Genomic DNA, 17,705 nt, shown 5'->3' on the forward strand with positions numbered 1-17,705 from the left:
TCGGCCTTGGTGTTCCGCAGTTGGACGCGGGCCTGCGGACGGGTCGCGTCCAGTGCGGTCAGTCGTACCCGGGTGAGCCCGGCCGCGTCACCGCGCACCAGGAAGAGCAGCACGCGGGAACGGGCGAAGCCCCCGGCGTGCGCGGCGACCAGGAGCACATCGGCGCTGTGCCCGTCGAGGACCTGCTCGACCTGCCCGTACAGCCGCCAGCCGCCGTCCGCCCGCCGCGCCTGCACGCCCCCGGCCCGGCCGCCGCCCGCCCAGTCCCCGCGCGGGTCGTGGCCGGTGAGCGCGAGGGCGGTGGTGAGGGCCGGGCCCGGCACGGCGAGGGCGGCGGTGAGGCGGCCGGAGGCGATGCGCGGGAGGAGGCGGGCCCGCTGGGCGTCGGTGCCGAGGGCGAGCAGCAGGGGCGCGGTGAGGACGGCCGTGGCGAGCAGGGGCGAGGGGGCGAGGGCCCGGCCCGTCTCCTCACAGGCCAGGGCCAGCTCGGTCACCGAGCAGCCGGCGCCGCCGTGGTCCTCCGGGAGGGCCAGCCCGGGCAGGCCGAGCTGCTCGGCGAGGGCGCTCCACAGGGCCAGGTCGTGTCCGGCCGGGGTGTCGACGGCGGCCCGCAGCTCCTCGGGGCCGCAGCGCTTGTGGAGCAGTTCGCGCAGGGTGCGGCGGATCTCGTCCTGTTCGGTGGTGAAGCGGGCGTCCATGGGGTACCACCTCCGCATCTGACGGGGCGTCATATTAGGGCGCCGGGACGGGGATGCCCAGAGTCCTGCCGCGCTTGCGCTCCGGGTTATCTGATGTACCGTCAGATTCATGGTTGCCCGGAGGAACGTGGCCGTCGTCGGTGTGGCCCTCTCGGACTGCGGCCGGGTGGACGACGCGACTCCCTACGCCCTGCACGCCCAGGCGGCCCGGCGCGCCCTGGCCGACGCGGGCCTGGACCGGTCGCTGGTCGACGGCTTCGCCTCGGCGGGCCTCGGCACCCTGGCCCCGGTCGAGGTCGCCGCGTACCTGGGACTTCGCCCCACCTGGGTCGACTCCACCTCCGTCGGCGGCTCCACCTGGGAGGTCATGGCGGCCCACGCGGCGGACGCGATCGCGGCCGGGCACGCGCGCGCGGTGCTGCTGGCCTACGGCTCGACGGCCCGCGCCGACGTCCGCGCGGGCCGCCGCACCGGCACGCTGTCCTTCGGCACCCGCGGCCCCTCACAGTTCGAGGTCCCGTACGGCCACACCCTGATCGCCAAGTACGCCATGGCGGCCCGCCGCCACATGATCGAGTACGGCACGACGATCGAGCAGCTGGCGGAGGTGGCGGTCCAGGCGCGGGCCAACGCGGCCGCGAACCCGGAGGCGATGTTCCGCACTCCGGTCACGGTGGACGAGGTCCTGGCCGGCCCCATGATCGCGGACCCCTTCACCAAGCTGCACTGCTGCGTCCGTTCCGACGGCGGGGCGGCGGTGCTGCTGGCGGCGGAGGAGTACGTACGGGACTGCCGTACGGCACCGGTGTGGGTGCTGGGCAGCGGGGAGCACGTCTCGCACGCGGCCATGTCCGATTGGCCGGACTTCACGGTGTCCCCGGCGGCGGTGAGCGGCCGGCTGGCCTTCGAGCGGGCCGGCGTACGGCCGGACGAGATGGACCTCGCGGAGATCTATGACGCGTTCACCTACATGACCCTGGTGACGCTGGAGGACCTGGGCTTCTGCGGGAAGGGCGAGGGCGGGGCGTTCGTGGAGAAGGGGCGGCTGCGGGTCGGGGGCGGCGGGCTGCCGGTGAACACCGACGGGGGTGGGCTCTCGGCTCAGCACCCCGGGATGCGGGGATTGTTCCTGCTGGTGGAGGCGGTGCGGCAGCTGCGGGGCGAGGCGGGCGGGCACCGCCAGGTACGACGGGCCGACGGGACACCGCCGCGACTGGCGGTGGCGTCGGGGACGGGTGGGTGGTTCTGCTCGTCGGGGACGGTGGTGTTGGGGGCGGGGTGAGGGGGCCGGGAGCCCGGGAGGCCGGGGAGCCCGGGAGCCCGGGGAGCCGGGAGGCCGGGGAGCCGGGAGGCCGGGAGCCCGGGAAGCCGGGAGCCCGGGAGCCCGGGGAGCCGAGAGCCCGGGAGGCCGGGAGGCCGGGGAGCCCGGGAAGCCGGGAGCCCGGGAGCCCGGGGAGCCGAGAGCCCGGGAGGCCGGGAGGCCGGGGAGCCCGGGAAGCCGGGAGCCCGGGAGGCCGGGGCGTCAAGGAGTTGGGGGGCCGGGTGACAATCGGGGGATGGCAACCGATCTTCATGAGCTGCTGAGGTCACTGCGGGTCTGGGACCCGGAGGTCACCCGGCTGCCCCCCTTCGATACCGAGGCCGCCCCCACCACCCCGCTGGAGCTGTTCACCGAGTGGTTCGCGGCGGTGGTGGCGGCCGGACAGTCCGAGCCGCACACCATGTCGCTGGCGACCTCGGACGAGGCCGGCCTGCCCGACGTGCGGATCGTGATGCTGCACGGCGCTGACGAGGCCGGCTGGTCCTTCGCCTCCCACGCCGGCAGCCGCAAGGGCCGCCACCTCGCCTCCCGCCCGTACGCCGCGCTCTGCTTCTACTGGCCGGTGCTGGGCCGGCAGGTGCGGGTGCGCGGCACGGTGTCAGCCGCCCCGTCCGCCGACGCCCAGGGCGATCTCCACGCCCGCTCGACGGGCGCGCTGGCCGCGGCCCTGACCGGGCGCCAGAGCGAGGTCCTCGGGTCGGTGGCGGAGCTGGCACAGGCCTCCCAGGCGGCCTGGGAGCGGGCCGCGCGCGAGCCGGATACCTCGGTGCCGTCCTGGACGCTGTACCGGCTGCGTGCCGAGGAGGTGGAGTTCTTCCAGGGCGACGAGGCCCGCCGGCACGTACGGCTCCGCTACCGGCGCGCCGAGGAAGGGTGGACGCGGGAACTGCTGTGGCCGTGAGGGCGTGAGGGGGCGCAGCGGCCGGGGCCTGCCCACCGCGCGGGTAAAGGGGAGCGCGCGTAAATGGGATGGACACCGCCCCCGCGCCGACGGCGAGTGTTGGGGCGGAATGAATGCATGAGCAGATCTGGGACGCCGACGCCGCCCAGCGCTATGACACGCCCGGGACCGGCATGTTCGCGCCGGAGGTCCTGGGACCGGCCGTGGACCGCCTCGCCGAGCTCGCGGACGGCGGAGCGGCCCTGGAGTTCGCGGTGGGGACCGGCCGGGTGGCGGTGCCGCTCGCCGCACGCGGAGTGCCCGTCACGGGCATCGAGCTGTCGGTGCCGATGGTGGAGCGACTGCGGGCCAAGGCGGACGAGGCGACGATCCCCGTGATCGTCGGCGACATGGCGACCACCGTCGCGCCCGGTGAGTTCAGCCTGGTCTACCTCGTCTACAACACGATCTCCAACCTGCTCACCCAGGCCGAGCAGGTCGAGTGCTTCCGCAACGCCGCCCGTCATCTCACGCCCGGCGGCCGGTTCGTGATCGAGCTCTGGGTGCCCGAGCTGCGCAAGCTGCCACCGGGCCAGACGGCCACCGTCTGGCAGTCCGACTCCCAGTACATCGGTCTGGACACCTATGACGTGCTGCACCAGCGCGTCGTCTCGCACCACTTCTTCTTCGACGAGACCCAGCAGGCCCGGCTCAGCCGCAGCCCGCACCGCTACATCTGGCCGGCCGACTCGACCTCATGGCCCAGCTCGCCGGATTCGAGCTGGAGACCAGGCACGCGGACTGGTCCGGTAGCGAGTTCACCGCCGATTCGCGTTCCCACGTCTCCGTCTACCGCCTTAGCCCGTCTACCGCCTGAACCTGCCCCCCCCCGCCGGAACCTGCCCCCCGCCTGAACCTGTCCACCGCCTGAATCCGTCTACCGCCCGAAGTCGTAGACCGCGAAGTCCGCCACCGGCCGGTATCCGATCCGCTGGTACAAGCCGTTGCTGGTCGGGTTCGCGAGGTCCGTGAAGAGCAGCACCTCCGTCGCCCCGGCCGCCAGGGCGGCGCGGCTGACCTCGGCCGTGGCGGCGCCCGCGTAGCCGCGCCCGCGGAGGTGGGCTGGCGTGTAGACGGAGGCGACGCGGACCTGGCCGGCGACCTGGGGGGTCGTCCCGGCCATGGCGACGGGAGTGCCGTCGGGGCTCTCCCAGAAGGTGATGCCACCGTGCTCGATGCGCGCGTTCGCCCACTCGCCGACGTCCCGGACGGTGCCCGTGCCGACGGCGTCCGCGAACTCCAGGTGCCAGCGGACGAGTAGCTCACGGTCCGGCGCGACGGCGATCCGGGGCCTGCCGGGCGGTACCGGCCGGGGCGGGGTCAGGGTGCCGAGCCGGTAGAGCCGCTGGCGCTGCCGGAGCACGGCGGTGGCTCCCGTGTGCCGGCGCCAGGCCTCGGCGAAGGCGCCGGCGGTGTCGCGGTCGGCGCTCACCCCGGGCAGGGGCCGCCCGAGTCCGGCCAGTCGCGCGGCCAGGGTGCCCGCCTCCTCGGCGGTCAGCGAGGTGAGGTTCAGCTGGTGCGGGGGCGTGCGGAAGAACGTCGCCCGGACCACTCCGTCCCGTTCCAGCACACCGAACTCCGGTGCGCCGTCGCCGTACACATGCGGTCCATGGGTGCGCAGCGTCTCCGTGACGGTCAACGGGACGGTGTGCAAGGCAGGCCGGGAGTCGAGGAAGTCGCCGGCGCGGGTCAGGAAGTCGTCGAGGTCATGGGTGAGGTGCCAGTCGGCGGTGTCCGTGTCTGTGTGCGTGTCCGTATCCATGCCCCATGGTGCCGTCGGCCCCCGTCCCGGCGCCTCCGAATTCTTCGCTTCCCCCGCTCACTTACCGCTGTCCTCGGCGCGGGTGTGGGCCACGAGCGCGTTGGCGTGGCCGTGTCCGAGACCGTGCTCGGTCTTGAGCCAGTCGACGAGTTCCATGTGCCGGGTCAGCGGCGAGGAGCGGACGAGCGCCTGCCAGTCGGCGATCGGTCGGCCGTACTTCTTCTCGATGGCGGGAAAGTAGCTGGCGGGGCCCTTCACGGGTGCGGTCATCTCGGGTGGTCCCTTCTCGGTGGTTGCCGGATATGACCGCCGGGACGGGGCGGACTCATCGCGGAGCCGAAGTGATCTGCGTCATACGGCCGTCCGGCCCTGGCTCCTCACGGTCCTGCCGGCTCCGGATCCGTGGCCAGGCGGGCGTGCAGATGGGCGTCGCGGAACGCGTCGTGCCGGCCCTCCTGGAAGATCGCCCCACGCAGGGTGCCCTCGTAGGCGAATCCGCACCGCTCGGCGATCCGGCAGGACGCGTCGTGACCTAGGGCGTGATCCAACTCAAGTCGGTGCAAGCCGAGTTCGGTGAGTGCCCAGTGCGCGGCAAGCAGCAGCGCCCGGGTGGCGACGCCCTGGCCGCGGGCCTCGGGGAGCACCCAGTAGCCGACGCGGGCGACCTTCAGGTGGTACTTGATCTCGTTGACGCCGATGTGCCCCAGTGCCGTGTCGCTGCGGGCGTCGGCTATCCGGAACGACATCGACGTGCCCTCCGTGGCGCTCTGCGCCCGGGCGAGCAGCGACTCCTGGGCACTCCTGCGGTCCGTGACCAGCCTCAGCGGGGTGTTCCAGCGCTGGAACTCCGGGTCCCTGAGGCCGCGCAGCCACGTCTCGACGTCGGAGCCGGACGCCGCGTCCCAGGGGCGGAGCCGGAGGCCGTGGCCGAGGAGTTCGGTCAGAGGAGCCGGGGACTGATCGCGTATGGGGGCCATGGGGCCATTCAAACCCGTGTCCGAGGCGCGGTGCAGGAGGGTGAACGCCGCACACGGTGTCATCGTCGGTCGGTAGCGTGACCGCCGTGATGGTGGGCACCGAAGAGACCCGGCTGGTCGTGCTGCGCGGCAACAGCGCCTCGGGCAAGTCGTCCGTCGCCGCCGGGCTTCGCGAGAGGTTCGGCCGTGGCCTGGCCCTGGTCGGCCAGGACAACCTCCGCCGCGTCGTGCTCCGCGAACGAGACCGGCCCGGCGCCGCCAACATCGGCCTGATCGACCTGACCGCCCGCTACGCCCTGGACGCCGGGTTCCACGTCGTCGTGGAAGGCATCCTCCATGCCGACCGCTACGGCGAGATGCTCGCCGGACTGCGCGCGGACCACCGCGGCCCGACCCACGGGTACTACTTGGACGTACCGTTCGCGCAGACCCTCGTCCGGCACGCCACCAAACCGATCGCCGACGACGTCCACGAGGGGCAACTGCGCGACTGGTACCGGCCGCACGATCTGCTGCCGGGCGGAGTCGAGACCGTCGTCGGCGCCGACAGCGGCCTGCACGAGACCGTCGACCGCATCATGCGGGAGACCGGCCTGGGCTCCTTGCCCGCGACGGACCGCTGACCCGGAACACCGGGATCCCCTCCCGGAACGTCACCTCCAGTTCCGCCCCGGCCGACAGCTCCCCCGCTCCGACCACCTCGGTCATCATCCTCGGGCCCTCGGCCAGGTCCACCACGGCGGCTACGTACGGCGTGCGGTCCGTGAAGGGCGGCAGGTCGTTGCGGTGGACGACGGACCAGGTGTAGAGGGTGGCGCGGCCGCTCGCGGGCTCCCAGGCGACGTCCTCGCTCCAGCAGTGGGGGCAGAACTCGCGCGGGTAGTGGTGGGCCCGGCCGCAGGCCCGGCAGCGGCGGATCAGCAGCCGGCCCTCGGCGGCGGCGTCCCAGTACGCGCGGGTGAAGGCGTCGGGCTCGGGCAGGTCGAAGCGTCCGCTCATCAGAACAGTCCCAGCGCGCTGTCCAGCGACCAGGTCTGCCAGGACATCCCGAACAGGCCGACCCACGACATCAACGCCATCATCGAGTTCTGCCCCTGCTCGGCGACGTCGTGGATCATGAGCGTGAAGTAGAGGGTGTTGAGAAGCAGTCCGCCGACCAGCGCGACCGGGGTGAGGAAGCCGGTGATCAGGCCCAGTCCGAGGGCGAGTTCCGCGTAGACCACGACGTACGCCATCACGCGCGGGTGCGGCGCGACGACCGCCTCGAAGCCCGAACGGACCGCGCTCCAGCGGTGCTTGCCCGCTATCCCGGCCGCCCACGCGATGCCGGTGCCCCGTTCGAACCAGGCCTTGCGGTCCTTGTGCCGCCAGCTCTCCAGCCACCACAGCCCGAGCCCGATCCGCAGTACGGCCAGCCACTGCGGGCCGGTGAGCCAGATCGTGTCCATGAGATCTGACGGTACGTCAGATATGCGGATGCGCAAGGCCCCACAGCGCCTGAACGTCAGCGTCCTCGTCGAGATCGACGGCGGGAGCGTCGACGCCACGAGCGCGCCGCCCTGTGCGCGAACTCGGTCGGCGGCTTCATCCCTCGCCATCCCTCGTCGGTGGCCGACGCCGACGGACGTCAGGAACGATCACCGGCTCGCCACAACCGGGCCCGTGACGCCACGAGCCCCACCCTCTCCCCCTACAGCCGTGATCAATCCGAAACCAATTCCGGTCTTGACCGAGACCCATCAAGCAGGCCTGTGGCTACGCTCGCGCTCATGGCCGAGTCCACAACGCCCCCACACTCCTCCGCGCACCCCACACCGGACCGTCCGGTCTACGTCATAGGCGGCGGCCCCGGCGGACTCGCCGCCGCGTACGCACTGCGTGCCCGGGGCATACGGGCGGTCGTCCTGGAGAAGTCCGACCGGGTCGGGGCGTCCTGGCGCGGCCACTACGACCGGCTGCACCTGCACACCACCCGCCGCCTGTCGGCCCTGCCCGGGCTGCCGATGCCACGCCGGTTCGGGCGCTGGGTGTCCCGGGACAACGTGGTGCGGTACCTGGAGAAGTACGCCGAGCACCACCGGCTCGAGATCGTCACCGGCGTCGAGGTGTCGCGCATCGAGCGGACGGCCGACGGCACGGGCTGGCTGCTGCACGCCACCGGTGGCCGGGAGCTGAGCGGTGCGGCGGTCGTCGTCGCCACCGGCTACAACCACACGCCCCGCGTGCCCGACTGGCCCGGCCGCGACACGTACCCCGGCGAGTTCCTGCACGCCGGTGAGTACCGCAACGGCAAGCCGTACGCGAACCGGGACGTGCTCGTCGTCGGCGTCGGCAACACCGGCGCCGAGATCGCCGTCGACCTGGTGGAGAGCGGGGCCTCCCGGGTGCGGCTGGCGGTGCGCACCGCCCCGCACATCGTGCGGCGTTCGACCGCCGGCTGGCCCGCCCAGTACAGCGGCATCCTCGTGCGGCGGCTGCCGGTCGGCCTCGTCGACCGGATCAGCCGGGCGCAGGCCAGGGTGGCGGTTCCCGACCTGTCGGCGCACGGCCTGCCCCGCCCCGACACGGGGCTGTACACCCGGGTGAAGCAGGGGGCGATCCCGGTGCAGGACGTCGGTCTGATCGACGCGGTCCGCAAGGGCAGGGTGGAGATCGTGGCCGCCGTGGACGGCTTCGAGGACGGCGGCAAAATCGCGCTGGCCGACGGCAGCCGGATCTCCCCGGACGCCGTGATCGCCGCGACCGGGTACGTCCGCGCCCTGGACGGCCTCGTCGGCCACCTCGACGTCCTCGACGCGCAAGGGAAGCCCGTCACCCACGGCCCCCGCACCCCACCCACGGCCCCCGGCCTGTACTTCACGGGCTTCACCAACCCGATCAGCGGCAACCTCCGCGAGATGGCGCTCGACGCGGTGCGCATCGCGAAAGCGATGGCCCGCGACCGGTCGCTCGCCGCGGGGGCGGTGTCACGCCTGCCGGGCTGAGAGGAGGCCGGGGCCCCGCACTCCTGACTCCCGGCGGGGCCGGACGGCGACGGGGTCCGGACAGTGGCCCGGGGCCGGACTGCGTCGCGGCGGGCGCACTGCGACCGGGGCCGATGCCGCACCCCTGCCTGCCGCCGCGACGGGACGACGGCCGGGCCCGGACAGCGGCCAGGACCGGACTGCGTCACGGCTGCCGCCGCGCTGAGACCGGGACCGCACTCCTGCCTGCCGGCGGGCCCGGACGACGACCGGGGCCAGACAGTGGCCGGAACCCGACAGCGTCACCGCTGCCGCACTGAGACCGGGACCAAGGCCGCACTCCCGCCTGCCGCCGCGCCCGGGGCCAGACAGTGGCCGGGGCCCGACAGCGTCACGGCTGCCGGACTGCGACCGGGGGCCGGACTCCGGAGTGCCGCCGCAGCCCCACGCCGGCCGGAGCCGGGCTGCCGTCCGGGCCGGAACTTGCTGGCCGCACGACCGTTCCTGACGTGGAGTCAGTTCGGATAATCTGACATGGCGTCAGTTAGCGGCTGTCTCACAGGAGCGGGCGGAACGATGCTTGGATCGACCCACGGCACCCTCACCACCGACTCCCGCCGGGCCCGGGCCATCGCCTGTGGCGAACGGTCCGGGCCCGCCGTGCACGGCAGGCCGGCCCAGGTGGGCGACCTCGACGTCAGCGGGCGTCCCCTGCACGCCGGCGTACCCGATCTGGACCTCTTCTTCCGCCCCCGGTCCGTCGCCGTGATCGGGCGCCTCGGACAGCGAGGGCCGCCCCAACACCGGCATCACGCGGCAGTTGGCCGACTGGGCCGGGCGGGTCGGTGCCCGGCTGTATCCGGTGCATCCGAGCCGGCCGTCCGTCTTCGGCACCCCCTGCTCCCCGTCCGTCGCCGACCTGCCCGAGCAGGTCGACCTGGCCGTGGTGCTGGTCGGCGACCCGCTCCCCGTCGTCGAGGAACTCGCCGAGGCCAAGGCCCGGTTCGCGGTCGTCTTCGCCTCCGGCTTCGCGGAGACCGGCGAGGCGGGCGCGGCCGCTCAGCGACGGCTGGCCGAGGTCGTCGCCCAGTCCGGGCTGCGACTGCTGGGCCCCAACACCAACCTCAACGCCTTCGAGCGGTTCCGCGACGACCTGGAGGGTCCGGCGATCGCGCTGATCACCCAGTCCGGCCACCAGGGCCGCCCCGTCTTCGCCCTCCAGGAGCTCGGCATCCGCCTCTCCCACTGGGCGCCCACCGGCAACGAGGCCGACCTGGAGACCGCCGACTTCCTCTCCTACTTCGCCGAGCGGCCCGAGGTCGGCGCCATCGCCTGCTATCTCGAAGGGCTGAAGGACGGCCGCTCCTTCCTGCTCGCCGCCGACCGGGCCGCCCGGCGCGGTGTGCCGGTCGTCGCCGTCAAGGTCGGCCGCACCGAGACCGGCGCCCGCACGGCGGCCTCCCACACCGGCAAACTGACCGGCGCTGACGCGGTGGTGGACGCGGCGCTGCGCCAGTTCGGCGTGATCCGCGTCGACGGGCTCGACGAACTCCAGGACACGGCAGCCCTCCTGGCCCGGGCCCGGCCGCCCCGGGCGGACGGGGTCGTCGTCTACTCCATCTCGGGCGGCACGGGCGCGCACGTCGCCGACCTGGCGACCGAGGCGGGCCTGCGCCTGCCCGTCCTGTCCGAGGCCAGGCAGGCCGAGCTGCACCAGTGGATACCCGAGTACCTGAGCGTCGCCAACCCGGTCGACAACGGCGGGCATCCGGTCGGGGACGAACGCGGCCGGAAGATCATCGACGCGATCCTCGACGACCCGGCGGTGGGCGTGCTGATCTGCCCGATCACCGGGCCGTTCCCCCCGCTCAGCGACCGGCTGGTACGGGACCTGGTGGACGCGGCGGAGCAGACGGACAAGCTGGTGTGCGTGGTGTGGGGGTCGCCGGTCGGCACCGAGCCGGCCTACCGGGACGTCCTGCTCGGCTCCTCGCGCGTGGCCACCTTCCGCACGGTCGGCAACTGCCTCACCGCCGTCCGCGCCCACCTCGCCCACCACCGCTTCACGACCGGCTACCGCTCCCCGTTCGACGAGGCCCCGCGCACCCCCTCGCCGTCCTACCGCAAGGCACAGGCGCTCATGCACCCGGGTGAGCAGCTGAGCGAGCACGCGGCGAAGCAACTGCTGCGGGCGTACGGCATCCGGGTGCCGCGCGAGCAGTTGGTGACCAGCGCGGCGGCCGCCGTACGGGCGGCGGGCCTGGTGGGCTACCCGGTGGTGATGAAGGCCTCGGGCGCCCGCATCGCCCACAAGACCGAACTGGGCCTGGTGAAGATCGGCCTGACCTCGGCGAGCCAGGTCCGCGACGCCTACCGGGAGCTGACCGACATCGCCCGCTACGAGGGCGTCTCCCTGGACGGCGTCCTGGTCTGCCAGATGGTCGAGCAGGGCGTCGAGATGGTCGTCGGCGTCACCCACGACGACCTGTTCGGCCCGACCGTGACGGTCGGCCTCGGCGGCGTGCTCGTCGAGGTCCTGCGCGACACCGCCGTCGGAGTACCGCCGTTCGGCGAGGAGCAGGCCCGGGACATGCTCGCCGGGCTGCGCGGGCGGGCCCTGCTCGACGGGGTCCGGGGGCGGCCGCCGGCGGATCTGGACGCGCTCGTCGAGGTCGTCCTGCGCGTGCAGCGCATGGCCCTGGAACTCGGGGACCGGCTCGCGGAGCTGGACATCAACCCGCTGATGGTGCTGCCCCAGGGACAGGGCGCGGTGGCCCTGGACGCGCTGGCGGTGTGCGGCCGATGACGGAACCCGCTGTCCTGCACACCACCGGCGACGACGTCCTGTCCATCACCCTCAACCGGCCCGAGACCCTCAACGCCCTCACGCCCGGCCAGCGGGACGAGATCGTCCGCCTGCTGTCGGAGGCCTCCGCGACCGCCGCGACCCGAGCCGTCGTGATCACGGGAACGGGCCGCGGCTTCTGCGCCGGAGCGGACCTCCGCGGCACCGCCACGACCGGCGAACGCGCCCCCGGCGACGTCGCCCGCACCCTCCGCACCGGCGCCCAACGGCTGATCTCCGCCGTGCTCGACTGCGAGAAGCCGGTCCTCGCGGCGGTGAACGGCACGGCCGCCGGGCTGGGCGCGCATCTCGCGTTCGCCTGCGACCTCGTCCTGGCCGCGCGGTCGGCACGGTTCATCGAGGTGTTCGTACGGCGCGGGCTGGTGCCCGACGGGGGCGGCGCCTACCTGCTGCCCCGCCTCGTCGGCCCCCAGCGCGCCAAGGAGCTGATGTTCTTCGGCGACGCGCTCACCGCGGCGGACGCCGAGCGGCTCGGGCTGGTCAACCGGGTCGTGCCGGACGACGAGCTGGAGAAGACGGCCACGGAATGGGCCACGCGCCTGGCCACCGGCCCGACCCGTGCCCTCGCCCTGACCAAGCACCTCGTCAACGCCTCCCTGGACACCGACCGCGCCACCGCCTTCGCGGCCGAGGCCGCCGCACAGGAGATCAACATGACGACGGCGGACGCGCGGGAGGGCGTGCGGAGCTTCGTGGAGCGACGGGGCGCGGAGTTCACAGGCCGCTGAGCCTTGCGCCTTGCTCCTTGCTCCTTGCTCCTTGCACCTTGCGCCTTGCGCCCTAAGTCCCGAGTCCCGAGTCCCGAGTCCCGAGCCTTCCCATCTGACGGACCGTCAGTTTCAATGGCGGGTGTGATGGGACAAACAGGGATGGCGGAAGCCGCCGTCCGCTACCTCAGGTCGGTCCGCACCACCGCCCCGGAGCCCGTCGAAGCGCTGCCGCGCCCCGAACTGCGGTGCGTGGGCGCCGACGAGCGCGCTCCCCTGGACCCGCGTGAGTTCCGCAGGGTCCTCGGGAACTTCGCGACGGGCGTGGCCGTCATCACGGCCCCTCCCGCCACCGCCGCCGACTCCCCCGCGGGCTTCGCCTGTCAGTCCTTCACGTCCCTCTCCCTGGACCCGCCCCTGGTCGCCTTCATGGTCGGCCGCGCGTCGACGACCTGGCCGCGCATCGCTCGCGCGGGGGTGTTCTGCGTGAACGTCCTGGGGTCCCGCCAGGCCGGGCTCTGCCGTGCCTTCGCGGTCAGCGGGGCGGACAAGTTCGCGGGCGTGGCGTACGACGCGGCACCGGTGTCCGGCTCACCACGCCTGCCGGGAGCCGTCGCCTGGATCGACTGCGCGATCCACGCCGTCCACACCGGCGGCGACCACCTCATCGTGGTGGGCCGGGTGAACGCCCTCGGCACGGACACGGACGATCCGGAGGGACCGCTGCTCTTCCACCGGGGCCGGTTCGCCCACCTGACGGACGGCCCGACGGACTGAACCGACGGACTGAACCGACGGACTGAACCGACGGACTGAACCGACGGACTGAACCGACGGACCGAACCGACGGACCGGGCCGGTTCACTCGCCCCCGGCGGCCTGGCCGGCAGCGAGACGAATCAGTGCAGTTGCCGGGTTCACAATAGGCCGGACACCGACCCGACGCCGATGAGGAAACGCGCCCATGCCAGTGCCTGCCGACCCGACGGTCCTGCACCCGATGCCCGAGCAGCCGCGGGTGGTCCTGCTCAAGCCCCTCGTCAAGTCCCCGCTGATCGAGGTCGGGGAGTACTCCTACTACGACGACCCGGACGACCCGACGGCGTTCGAGACCCGCAACGTGCTGTACCACTACGGGCCGGAGAAGCTGATCATCGGCAGGTTCTGCGCGCTGGGCACGGGCGTGCGGTTCATCATGAACGGCGCCAACCACCGGATGGACGGCCCCTCGACCTTCCCCTTCCCCACCATGGGAGGCTCCTGGGCGGAACACTTCGACCTGCTGACCGGCCTGCCCAACCGCGGGGACACCGTCGTCGGCAACGACGTCTGGTTCGGCCACGGCACGACGGTGATGCCCGGCGTACGGATCGGGCACGGGGCGATCATCGCCACCGGCGCCGTGGTCACCACCGACGTCCCCGACTACGGCATCGTCGGCGGCAACCCGGCCCGCCTCATCCGCAGCCGCTACGACGACGAGGACATCGCCCGGCTCCTGGCGGTGGCCTGGTGGGACTGGCCCGCAGAGCACATCACCGCACACGTACGCACGATCATGTCGGGCAGCATCGCCGACCTGGAGGCCGCGGCGCCGGGCATCTCGTAGCACATGCCCCCGAGTTCAGCCGGTCTTCTTCCGGTCGAACCACATCGTCGCCACCGACGGCGCCAGGCCGGCCCAGAACAACACCTGCGGGACGGTGCGTTCCGTCCAGGGGATCTGGGTGATCGACAGCGCGCAGAGCACGGCCCACGCCGCCTGGCCCGAGACGACGCGGGGCCACAGGCGACGCCGCACGAGCGAGCGCAGGTTGACCCGAATGCCGGCACGGAGTCGGCGGTATCTCAGCAGGGCGCCCAGGACCCAGACGACGGCCATGGGGACGAGGTCCCAGAGCCGCTGGCCGACGGGCAGCGGCAGTTCCCGCTGGGCCTCCCCCTCCGTCGCGAACAGGTCGATGCCCACGGCGGCGAGGGCCAGGCAGAGCAGAGCCAGCCAGCGGACGCCGCGCAGCAGGCGGTAGGAGGCCTCGTCGAGGCCGTGGCGCATCGGCTCCGAGTCGGGAGCGGAAGCGAGGGCGTCGGCGTACAGGGTGGCGGCCTCCGCCGCCTTGACGCCCGGCGCGGTCGCCGCCTTCTTCGTCCGCCGGGCCAGGGCCTGTTCGTGCTGCGGGTCGAGGCGGAGGATGGCCTCGTCCATCTGGTCGGCGACGGTCCGGTTGCCCGCCATATCAGCGATCAGCCACGCCACCTCGTAGGCGTAGACCTCCTCGGGGCCCAGCCGGATGGCCTCCTGGACGAGTTCGCCGGCCTCCCGCAGGGCGGCGTCGTGGTCCTCGCGCCGGACCTGGCCCCCGTTGGCCTGCCCGGAGCGGATCCCCCTGATGCGCCAGAGCCAGTTGGCGAGCAGCGCGTAGCCGTGCCAGTGGTCGGGGGCGAGACGGATGACCTGGCGCAGGACGTCCTCGGTGTCGAGGAAGCGGCCGGCGCCGCGCAGGGCGTGGGCGTGCATGACGAGCGCCCCGATGTCCTCGGGGTTCAGCGTCAGCGCCCGCTCCGTCGCCTCCAGGGCCTTGGCGCCGTCCTTCTCGTCCCCGAGATGGCTCTGGGCGAGCTTGACCCAGGCCCGGACGTCCTCCGGGTCCTCCGCGAGCCGCCGGGCCAGCAGCTCCCGGGCCTCGTCGTACCGCTGGAGGTCGATGAGCAGGCCGGCGCGCTCCACGGCGGGGTGCAGGGTCGCGGTCACAGCTTGCGCCTCTTCTTCAGGTACGCCACCAGGTCGTCGTACATGCCGCCCTCGTTGGCGAACATGGCCACGTTCCGCGCCGAGGTGAACCACGGTTCGGCGGACGGCACGACGTCCTTCGCGGCGGCGAGCAGGTCCTTCATGTTGATCAGGCGAACGGTGCCGGTGCGCGCCGAGTCCAGCAGGGCCCGCTCGGCCGCCGCCTCGCAGACATGAGCCAGGTCAGCGCCGGACAGACCCTCGGTGCTCTTGACCAGCTTGCCCAGGTCGACGTTCTCGATGGGCCTGTCCCGCAGGTGGTACCGGAGGATCGTCTCCCGGGCGGGCCCGTCGGGCGGCAGTACCAGGATCGTCCGGTCCAGCCGGCCGGGACGGCGCAGGGCATTGTCCACGTCCCAGGGCACGTTGGTGGCCGCCAGCACGAACACGCCCTCGTTCGCGGCGGATTCGATGCCGTCCAGCTCGGTGAGCAGCTGGTTCACCGTGTTGCGCATCCCGCTGTGCGCGGTGCGGCTGCGTTTGGCGCCGAGGGCGTCCAGCTCGTCGAGGAAGACCACGCACGGCGCCTGCCGGCGGGCGGTCTCGAAGATCTCGTGCATGTTGCGCTCGGAGTTGCCGATCCACATGTCGAGCACGTCGTTGACCGACACGGACAGGAACGCGGCGCCGAGTTCACCGGCGACGGCCCGCGCGATGAACGTCTTGCCGCAGCCGGGCGGCCCGTACAGCAACAGCCCGCCGCGCAGGCTCTTGCCGTACAGCTTGCGCAGCTCGGGGTTGCGCAGGGGCGCCAGGAACGCGGCTTCCAGGCGGTCTTTCACGTCCCGCATGCCGCCGACGTCGTCCAGCCGAACCTCGCCGGGCGCCTCCACGTCCCATGCGTCGGCACCCGCGGAGTCGTCCTGCCCGTCCGCGCGGACCGGCGCCTCGACGAACCGCGGCGGCACCACGTCTCCGACCTGCTGCTCGGCGGCCTGCCAGTCGAACCCCCGCCGCTGGGCCGGGGGTTGAGCCGGCGAAGGGGCCGGCGCGCCCATCGCCCGGACCATCAGCTCCCGGGCCTGGGTGTCGCCCGGCGCGTGCTGGAGGGCCACGGCCGCCTCGGTGACGGCCTCGTCGGACCGGCCCGCGTCCAGCAGGAGCTGGGCCAGGTGCAACCGCAGGGGTACGTCGGCGGGGGCGGCGGCGACGGCGGTGCGCAGACTCTGTATGAGAGGGGGGTCGTCCGGCATGATCCACAGCCTACGCCCGCCGCCCGGCACCTCAGGCGCCCTCGTCGTCGCCGGTCCCAGGCTCCCACCGCAAGCCCTGCCCGCGTCGACGCGACCGGGACCGACAGCCGCTACGAGTTGGCACGGACCACCCCTCAGGCCACCGCCCCTCAGGCCACCGCCCCTCAGGCCACCGCCGCCACGGCCCCCGACCTCCGACGAATGACCAACGCCATCAACGCCGCCACCGCGCACAGTGCCCCCGACGCGTACCAGACCACATCGTAGGAGCCGAACGTGTCGCGGGCGACGCCGCCGAGGAAGGCGACGAGGGCCGCGCCGACCTGGTGGGAGGCGAGGACCCAGCCGAAGACGATCGCGCTGTCCTCGCCGTACTGTTCGCGGCACAGGGCGAGGGTGGGCGGGACGGTGGCGACCCAGTCGAGGCCGTAGAAGACGATGAAGAAGATCATCGGCGGCTGCACGCTGGGCGTGACCAGCAGCAGCGGCAGGAACATCAACGACACGCCCCGCAGGGAGTAGTACACCGCGAGCAGCCGGCGGGCGTCGAAGCGGTCCGTGAACCAGCCGGAGGCGATCGTGCCGGCGACGTCGAAGACGCCGATCACCGCGAGCAGGGACGCGGCGGCCGTGATGGGCATGCCGTGGTCGTGGGCGGCGGGCACGAAGTGGGTCTGGATCAGGCCGTTGGTGGAGGCGCCGCAGATGGCGAAGGTGCCGGCGAGGAGCCAGAACGGGCCGGTGCGGGCTGCCGAGAGCAGGACGGACACCGCCCGGCGGGCGGCGCCGCGCACCGGTGCCGGCTTGGGCACGAACTCGGCCGCGCCGTAAGGCTTCTGGCCGACGTCGGCCGGGTGGTCGTGGAGGAGGAGCCACACGAAGGGGACGACCGCGAGGGCGGCGAGGGCGACCGTCACCGCCGCCGGGCGCCACTCGTACCGGTCGACGATCCAGGACAGCAACGGCAGGAAGATCAGCTGGCCGGAGGCCGAGGCGGCGGTGAGGACGCCGCTGACCAGGCCGCGACGCTCGGTGAACCAGCGGTTGGTGACGGTCGCCGCGAAGGCCAGCGCCATGGAGCCGGAGCCCAGGCCGACCAGCAGGCCCCAGCACAGCATCAGCTGCCAGGCCGCCGTCATCCACACCGTCAGACCGGAGCCGAGGGCGATCACCGTCAGCGCGACCGCGACGACCCGCCGGATGCCGAAGCGGTCCATCAGGGCCGCCGCGAACGGGGCCGTCAGACCGTAGAGGGCGAGGTTGACGGAGACGGCGGCGCCGATCGTGCCGCGGGACCAGCCGAACTCGTCGTGGAGGGGGTCGATGAGCAGGCCCGGCACGGATCGGAAGGCCGCGGCTCCGATGATCGTCACGAAGGTGACGGCGGCGACGAACCAGGCCCGGTGTACGCGTCGGCGGCCCGGCTTCTGCGGCTGCTGTACGGCTGCTGGGGCTTCGCTTGTCTGGGTCACGCCATAGAGCTTCCGGTC

The 17,705-nt window shown here is 73.1% G+C and carries 16 protein-coding genes and 2 pseudogenes; 9 read left to right on the top strand and 9 right to left on the bottom strand.

The features are described from left to right. A partial coding sequence (locus SSQG_RS42740) for an acyl-CoA dehydrogenase family protein (RefSeq protein ID WP_039932909.1) occupies positions 1 to 698 on the bottom strand: 698 nt, incomplete at its 3' end. 109 nt (positions 699 to 807) lie between these two features. Between SSQG_RS42740 and SSQG_RS16920 the strand changes: the two genes are divergently transcribed. The 3 genes and pseudogenes from SSQG_RS16920 to SSQG_RS16930 all read left to right on the top strand — a co-directional run bounded on the left by SSQG_RS16920 (position 808) and on the right by SSQG_RS16930 (position 3,776). After that, positions 808 to 1,980: a thiolase C-terminal domain-containing protein gene (locus SSQG_RS16920; protein WP_003991016.1), complete on the top strand. Its 1,173-nt coding sequence runs from the start codon at positions 808 to 810 to the stop codon at positions 1,978 to 1,980. Positions 1,981 to 2,254: 274 nt separating this feature from the next. Then, entirely contained in the window at positions 2,255 to 2,920 is a 666-nt protein-coding gene (locus SSQG_RS16925; protein WP_003991018.1) for a pyridoxine/pyridoxamine 5'-phosphate oxidase, read from the top strand. A gap of 113 nt (positions 2,921 to 3,033) precedes the next feature. Then, positions 3,034 to 3,776 (top strand): annotated as a pseudogene (locus tag SSQG_RS16930) (class I SAM-dependent DNA methyltransferase). A gap of 60 nt (positions 3,777 to 3,836) precedes the next feature. On the opposite strand, the gene SSQG_RS16935 reads toward SSQG_RS16930, so the two are convergent. The 3 genes from SSQG_RS16935 to SSQG_RS16945 all read right to left on the bottom strand — a co-directional run bounded on the left by SSQG_RS16935 (position 3,837) and on the right by SSQG_RS16945 (position 5,698). Continuing rightward, positions 3,837 to 4,721 (bottom strand): GNAT family N-acetyltransferase, encoded by an 885-nt coding sequence (locus SSQG_RS16935; protein ID WP_003991020.1) that lies wholly within the window; start codon positions 4,719 to 4,721, stop codon positions 3,837 to 3,839. Between the two features lie 57 nt (positions 4,722 to 4,778). Next, positions 4,779 to 4,991 (bottom strand): DUF4287 domain-containing protein, encoded by a 213-nt coding sequence (locus tag SSQG_RS16940; protein ID WP_003991021.1) that lies wholly within the window; start codon positions 4,989 to 4,991, stop codon positions 4,779 to 4,781. A 107-nt stretch (positions 4,992 to 5,098) separates the two neighbouring features. Further along, positions 5,099 to 5,698, bottom strand: coding sequence for a GNAT family N-acetyltransferase (locus SSQG_RS16945; protein WP_039932911.1), 600 nt, complete (start codon positions 5,696 to 5,698; stop codon positions 5,099 to 5,101). Between the two features lie 89 nt (positions 5,699 to 5,787). On the opposite strand from SSQG_RS16945, the gene SSQG_RS16950 reads away from it, so the two are divergent. After that, positions 5,788 to 6,321 carry a kinase gene (locus SSQG_RS16950; protein WP_003991023.1) on the top strand — a complete coding sequence of 178 codons (534 nt, stop codon included), beginning with the start codon at positions 5,788 to 5,790 and terminating at the stop codon, positions 6,319 to 6,321. On the opposite strand, the gene SSQG_RS16955 is transcribed toward SSQG_RS16950, so the two are convergent. Further along, positions 6,275 to 6,697: a Zn-ribbon domain-containing OB-fold protein gene (locus SSQG_RS16955; protein ID WP_003991024.1), complete on the bottom strand. Its 423-nt coding sequence runs from the start codon at positions 6,695 to 6,697 to the stop codon at positions 6,275 to 6,277. The genes SSQG_RS16950 and SSQG_RS16955 overlap by 47 nt on opposite strands. Beyond that, positions 6,697 to 7,146 (bottom strand): DoxX family protein, encoded by a 450-nt coding sequence (locus tag SSQG_RS16960; RefSeq protein WP_003991025.1) that lies wholly within the window; start codon positions 7,144 to 7,146, stop codon positions 6,697 to 6,699. Before SSQG_RS16960 ends, SSQG_RS16955 begins: the two co-directional genes overlap by 1 nt. Positions 7,147 to 7,467: 321 nt before the next feature. On the opposite strand from SSQG_RS16960, the gene SSQG_RS16965 reads away from it, so the two are divergent. The 5 genes and pseudogenes from SSQG_RS16965 to SSQG_RS16985 all read left to right on the top strand — a co-directional run bounded on the left by SSQG_RS16965 (position 7,468) and on the right by SSQG_RS16985 (position 13,843). After that, positions 7,468 to 8,682, top strand: coding sequence for a flavin-containing monooxygenase (locus SSQG_RS16965; RefSeq protein WP_003991026.1), 1,215 nt, complete (start codon positions 7,468 to 7,470; stop codon positions 8,680 to 8,682). 555 nt (positions 8,683 to 9,237) lie between these two features. Next, positions 9,238 to 11,467 (top strand): annotated as a pseudogene (locus SSQG_RS16970) (acetate--CoA ligase family protein). Beyond that, a complete protein-coding gene (locus SSQG_RS16975) occupies positions 11,464 to 12,255 on the top strand; it encodes an enoyl-CoA hydratase/isomerase family protein (protein ID WP_039935141.1) in 792 nt (263 codons plus the stop codon). The pseudogene SSQG_RS16970 and the gene SSQG_RS16975 overlap by 4 nt, the downstream one beginning before the upstream one ends. Before the next feature lie 141 nt (positions 12,256 to 12,396). Then, positions 12,397 to 13,011 carry a flavin reductase family protein gene (locus SSQG_RS16980; RefSeq protein WP_003991030.1) on the top strand — a complete coding sequence of 205 codons (615 nt, stop codon included), beginning with the start codon at positions 12,397 to 12,399 and terminating at the stop codon, positions 13,009 to 13,011. Between the two features lie 187 nt (positions 13,012 to 13,198). Beyond that, a complete protein-coding gene (locus SSQG_RS16985) occupies positions 13,199 to 13,843 on the top strand; it encodes a CatB-related O-acetyltransferase (protein ID WP_003991031.1) in 645 nt (214 codons plus the stop codon). Positions 13,844 to 13,858: 15 nt separating this feature from the next. Here the strand turns inward: SSQG_RS16985 and SSQG_RS16990 are convergent, their stop codons facing one another. The 3 genes from SSQG_RS16990 to SSQG_RS17000 all read right to left on the bottom strand — a co-directional run bounded on the left by SSQG_RS16990 (position 13,859) and on the right by SSQG_RS17000 (position 17,687). Next, positions 13,859 to 14,983 (bottom strand): tetratricopeptide repeat protein, encoded by a 1,125-nt coding sequence (locus tag SSQG_RS16990; protein ID WP_039932913.1) that lies wholly within the window; start codon positions 14,981 to 14,983, stop codon positions 13,859 to 13,861. Beyond that, positions 14,980 to 16,215, bottom strand: a complete 1,236-nt coding sequence (locus tag SSQG_RS16995) for an ATP-binding protein (RefSeq protein ID WP_003991033.1) — start codon at positions 16,213 to 16,215, stop codon at positions 14,980 to 14,982. Before SSQG_RS16995 ends, SSQG_RS16990 begins: the two co-directional genes overlap by 4 nt. Before the next feature lie 164 nt (positions 16,216 to 16,379). Then, entirely contained in the window at positions 16,380 to 17,687 is a 1,308-nt protein-coding gene (locus tag SSQG_RS17000; RefSeq protein ID WP_003991034.1) for an MFS transporter, read from the bottom strand. Between the last annotated feature and the right edge of the window lie 18 nt (positions 17,688 to 17,705).

Source organism: Streptomyces viridochromogenes DSM 40736, assembly GCF_000158955.1.
Taxonomy (GTDB): domain Bacteria; phylum Actinomycetota; class Actinomycetes; order Streptomycetales; family Streptomycetaceae; genus Streptomyces; species Streptomyces venetus.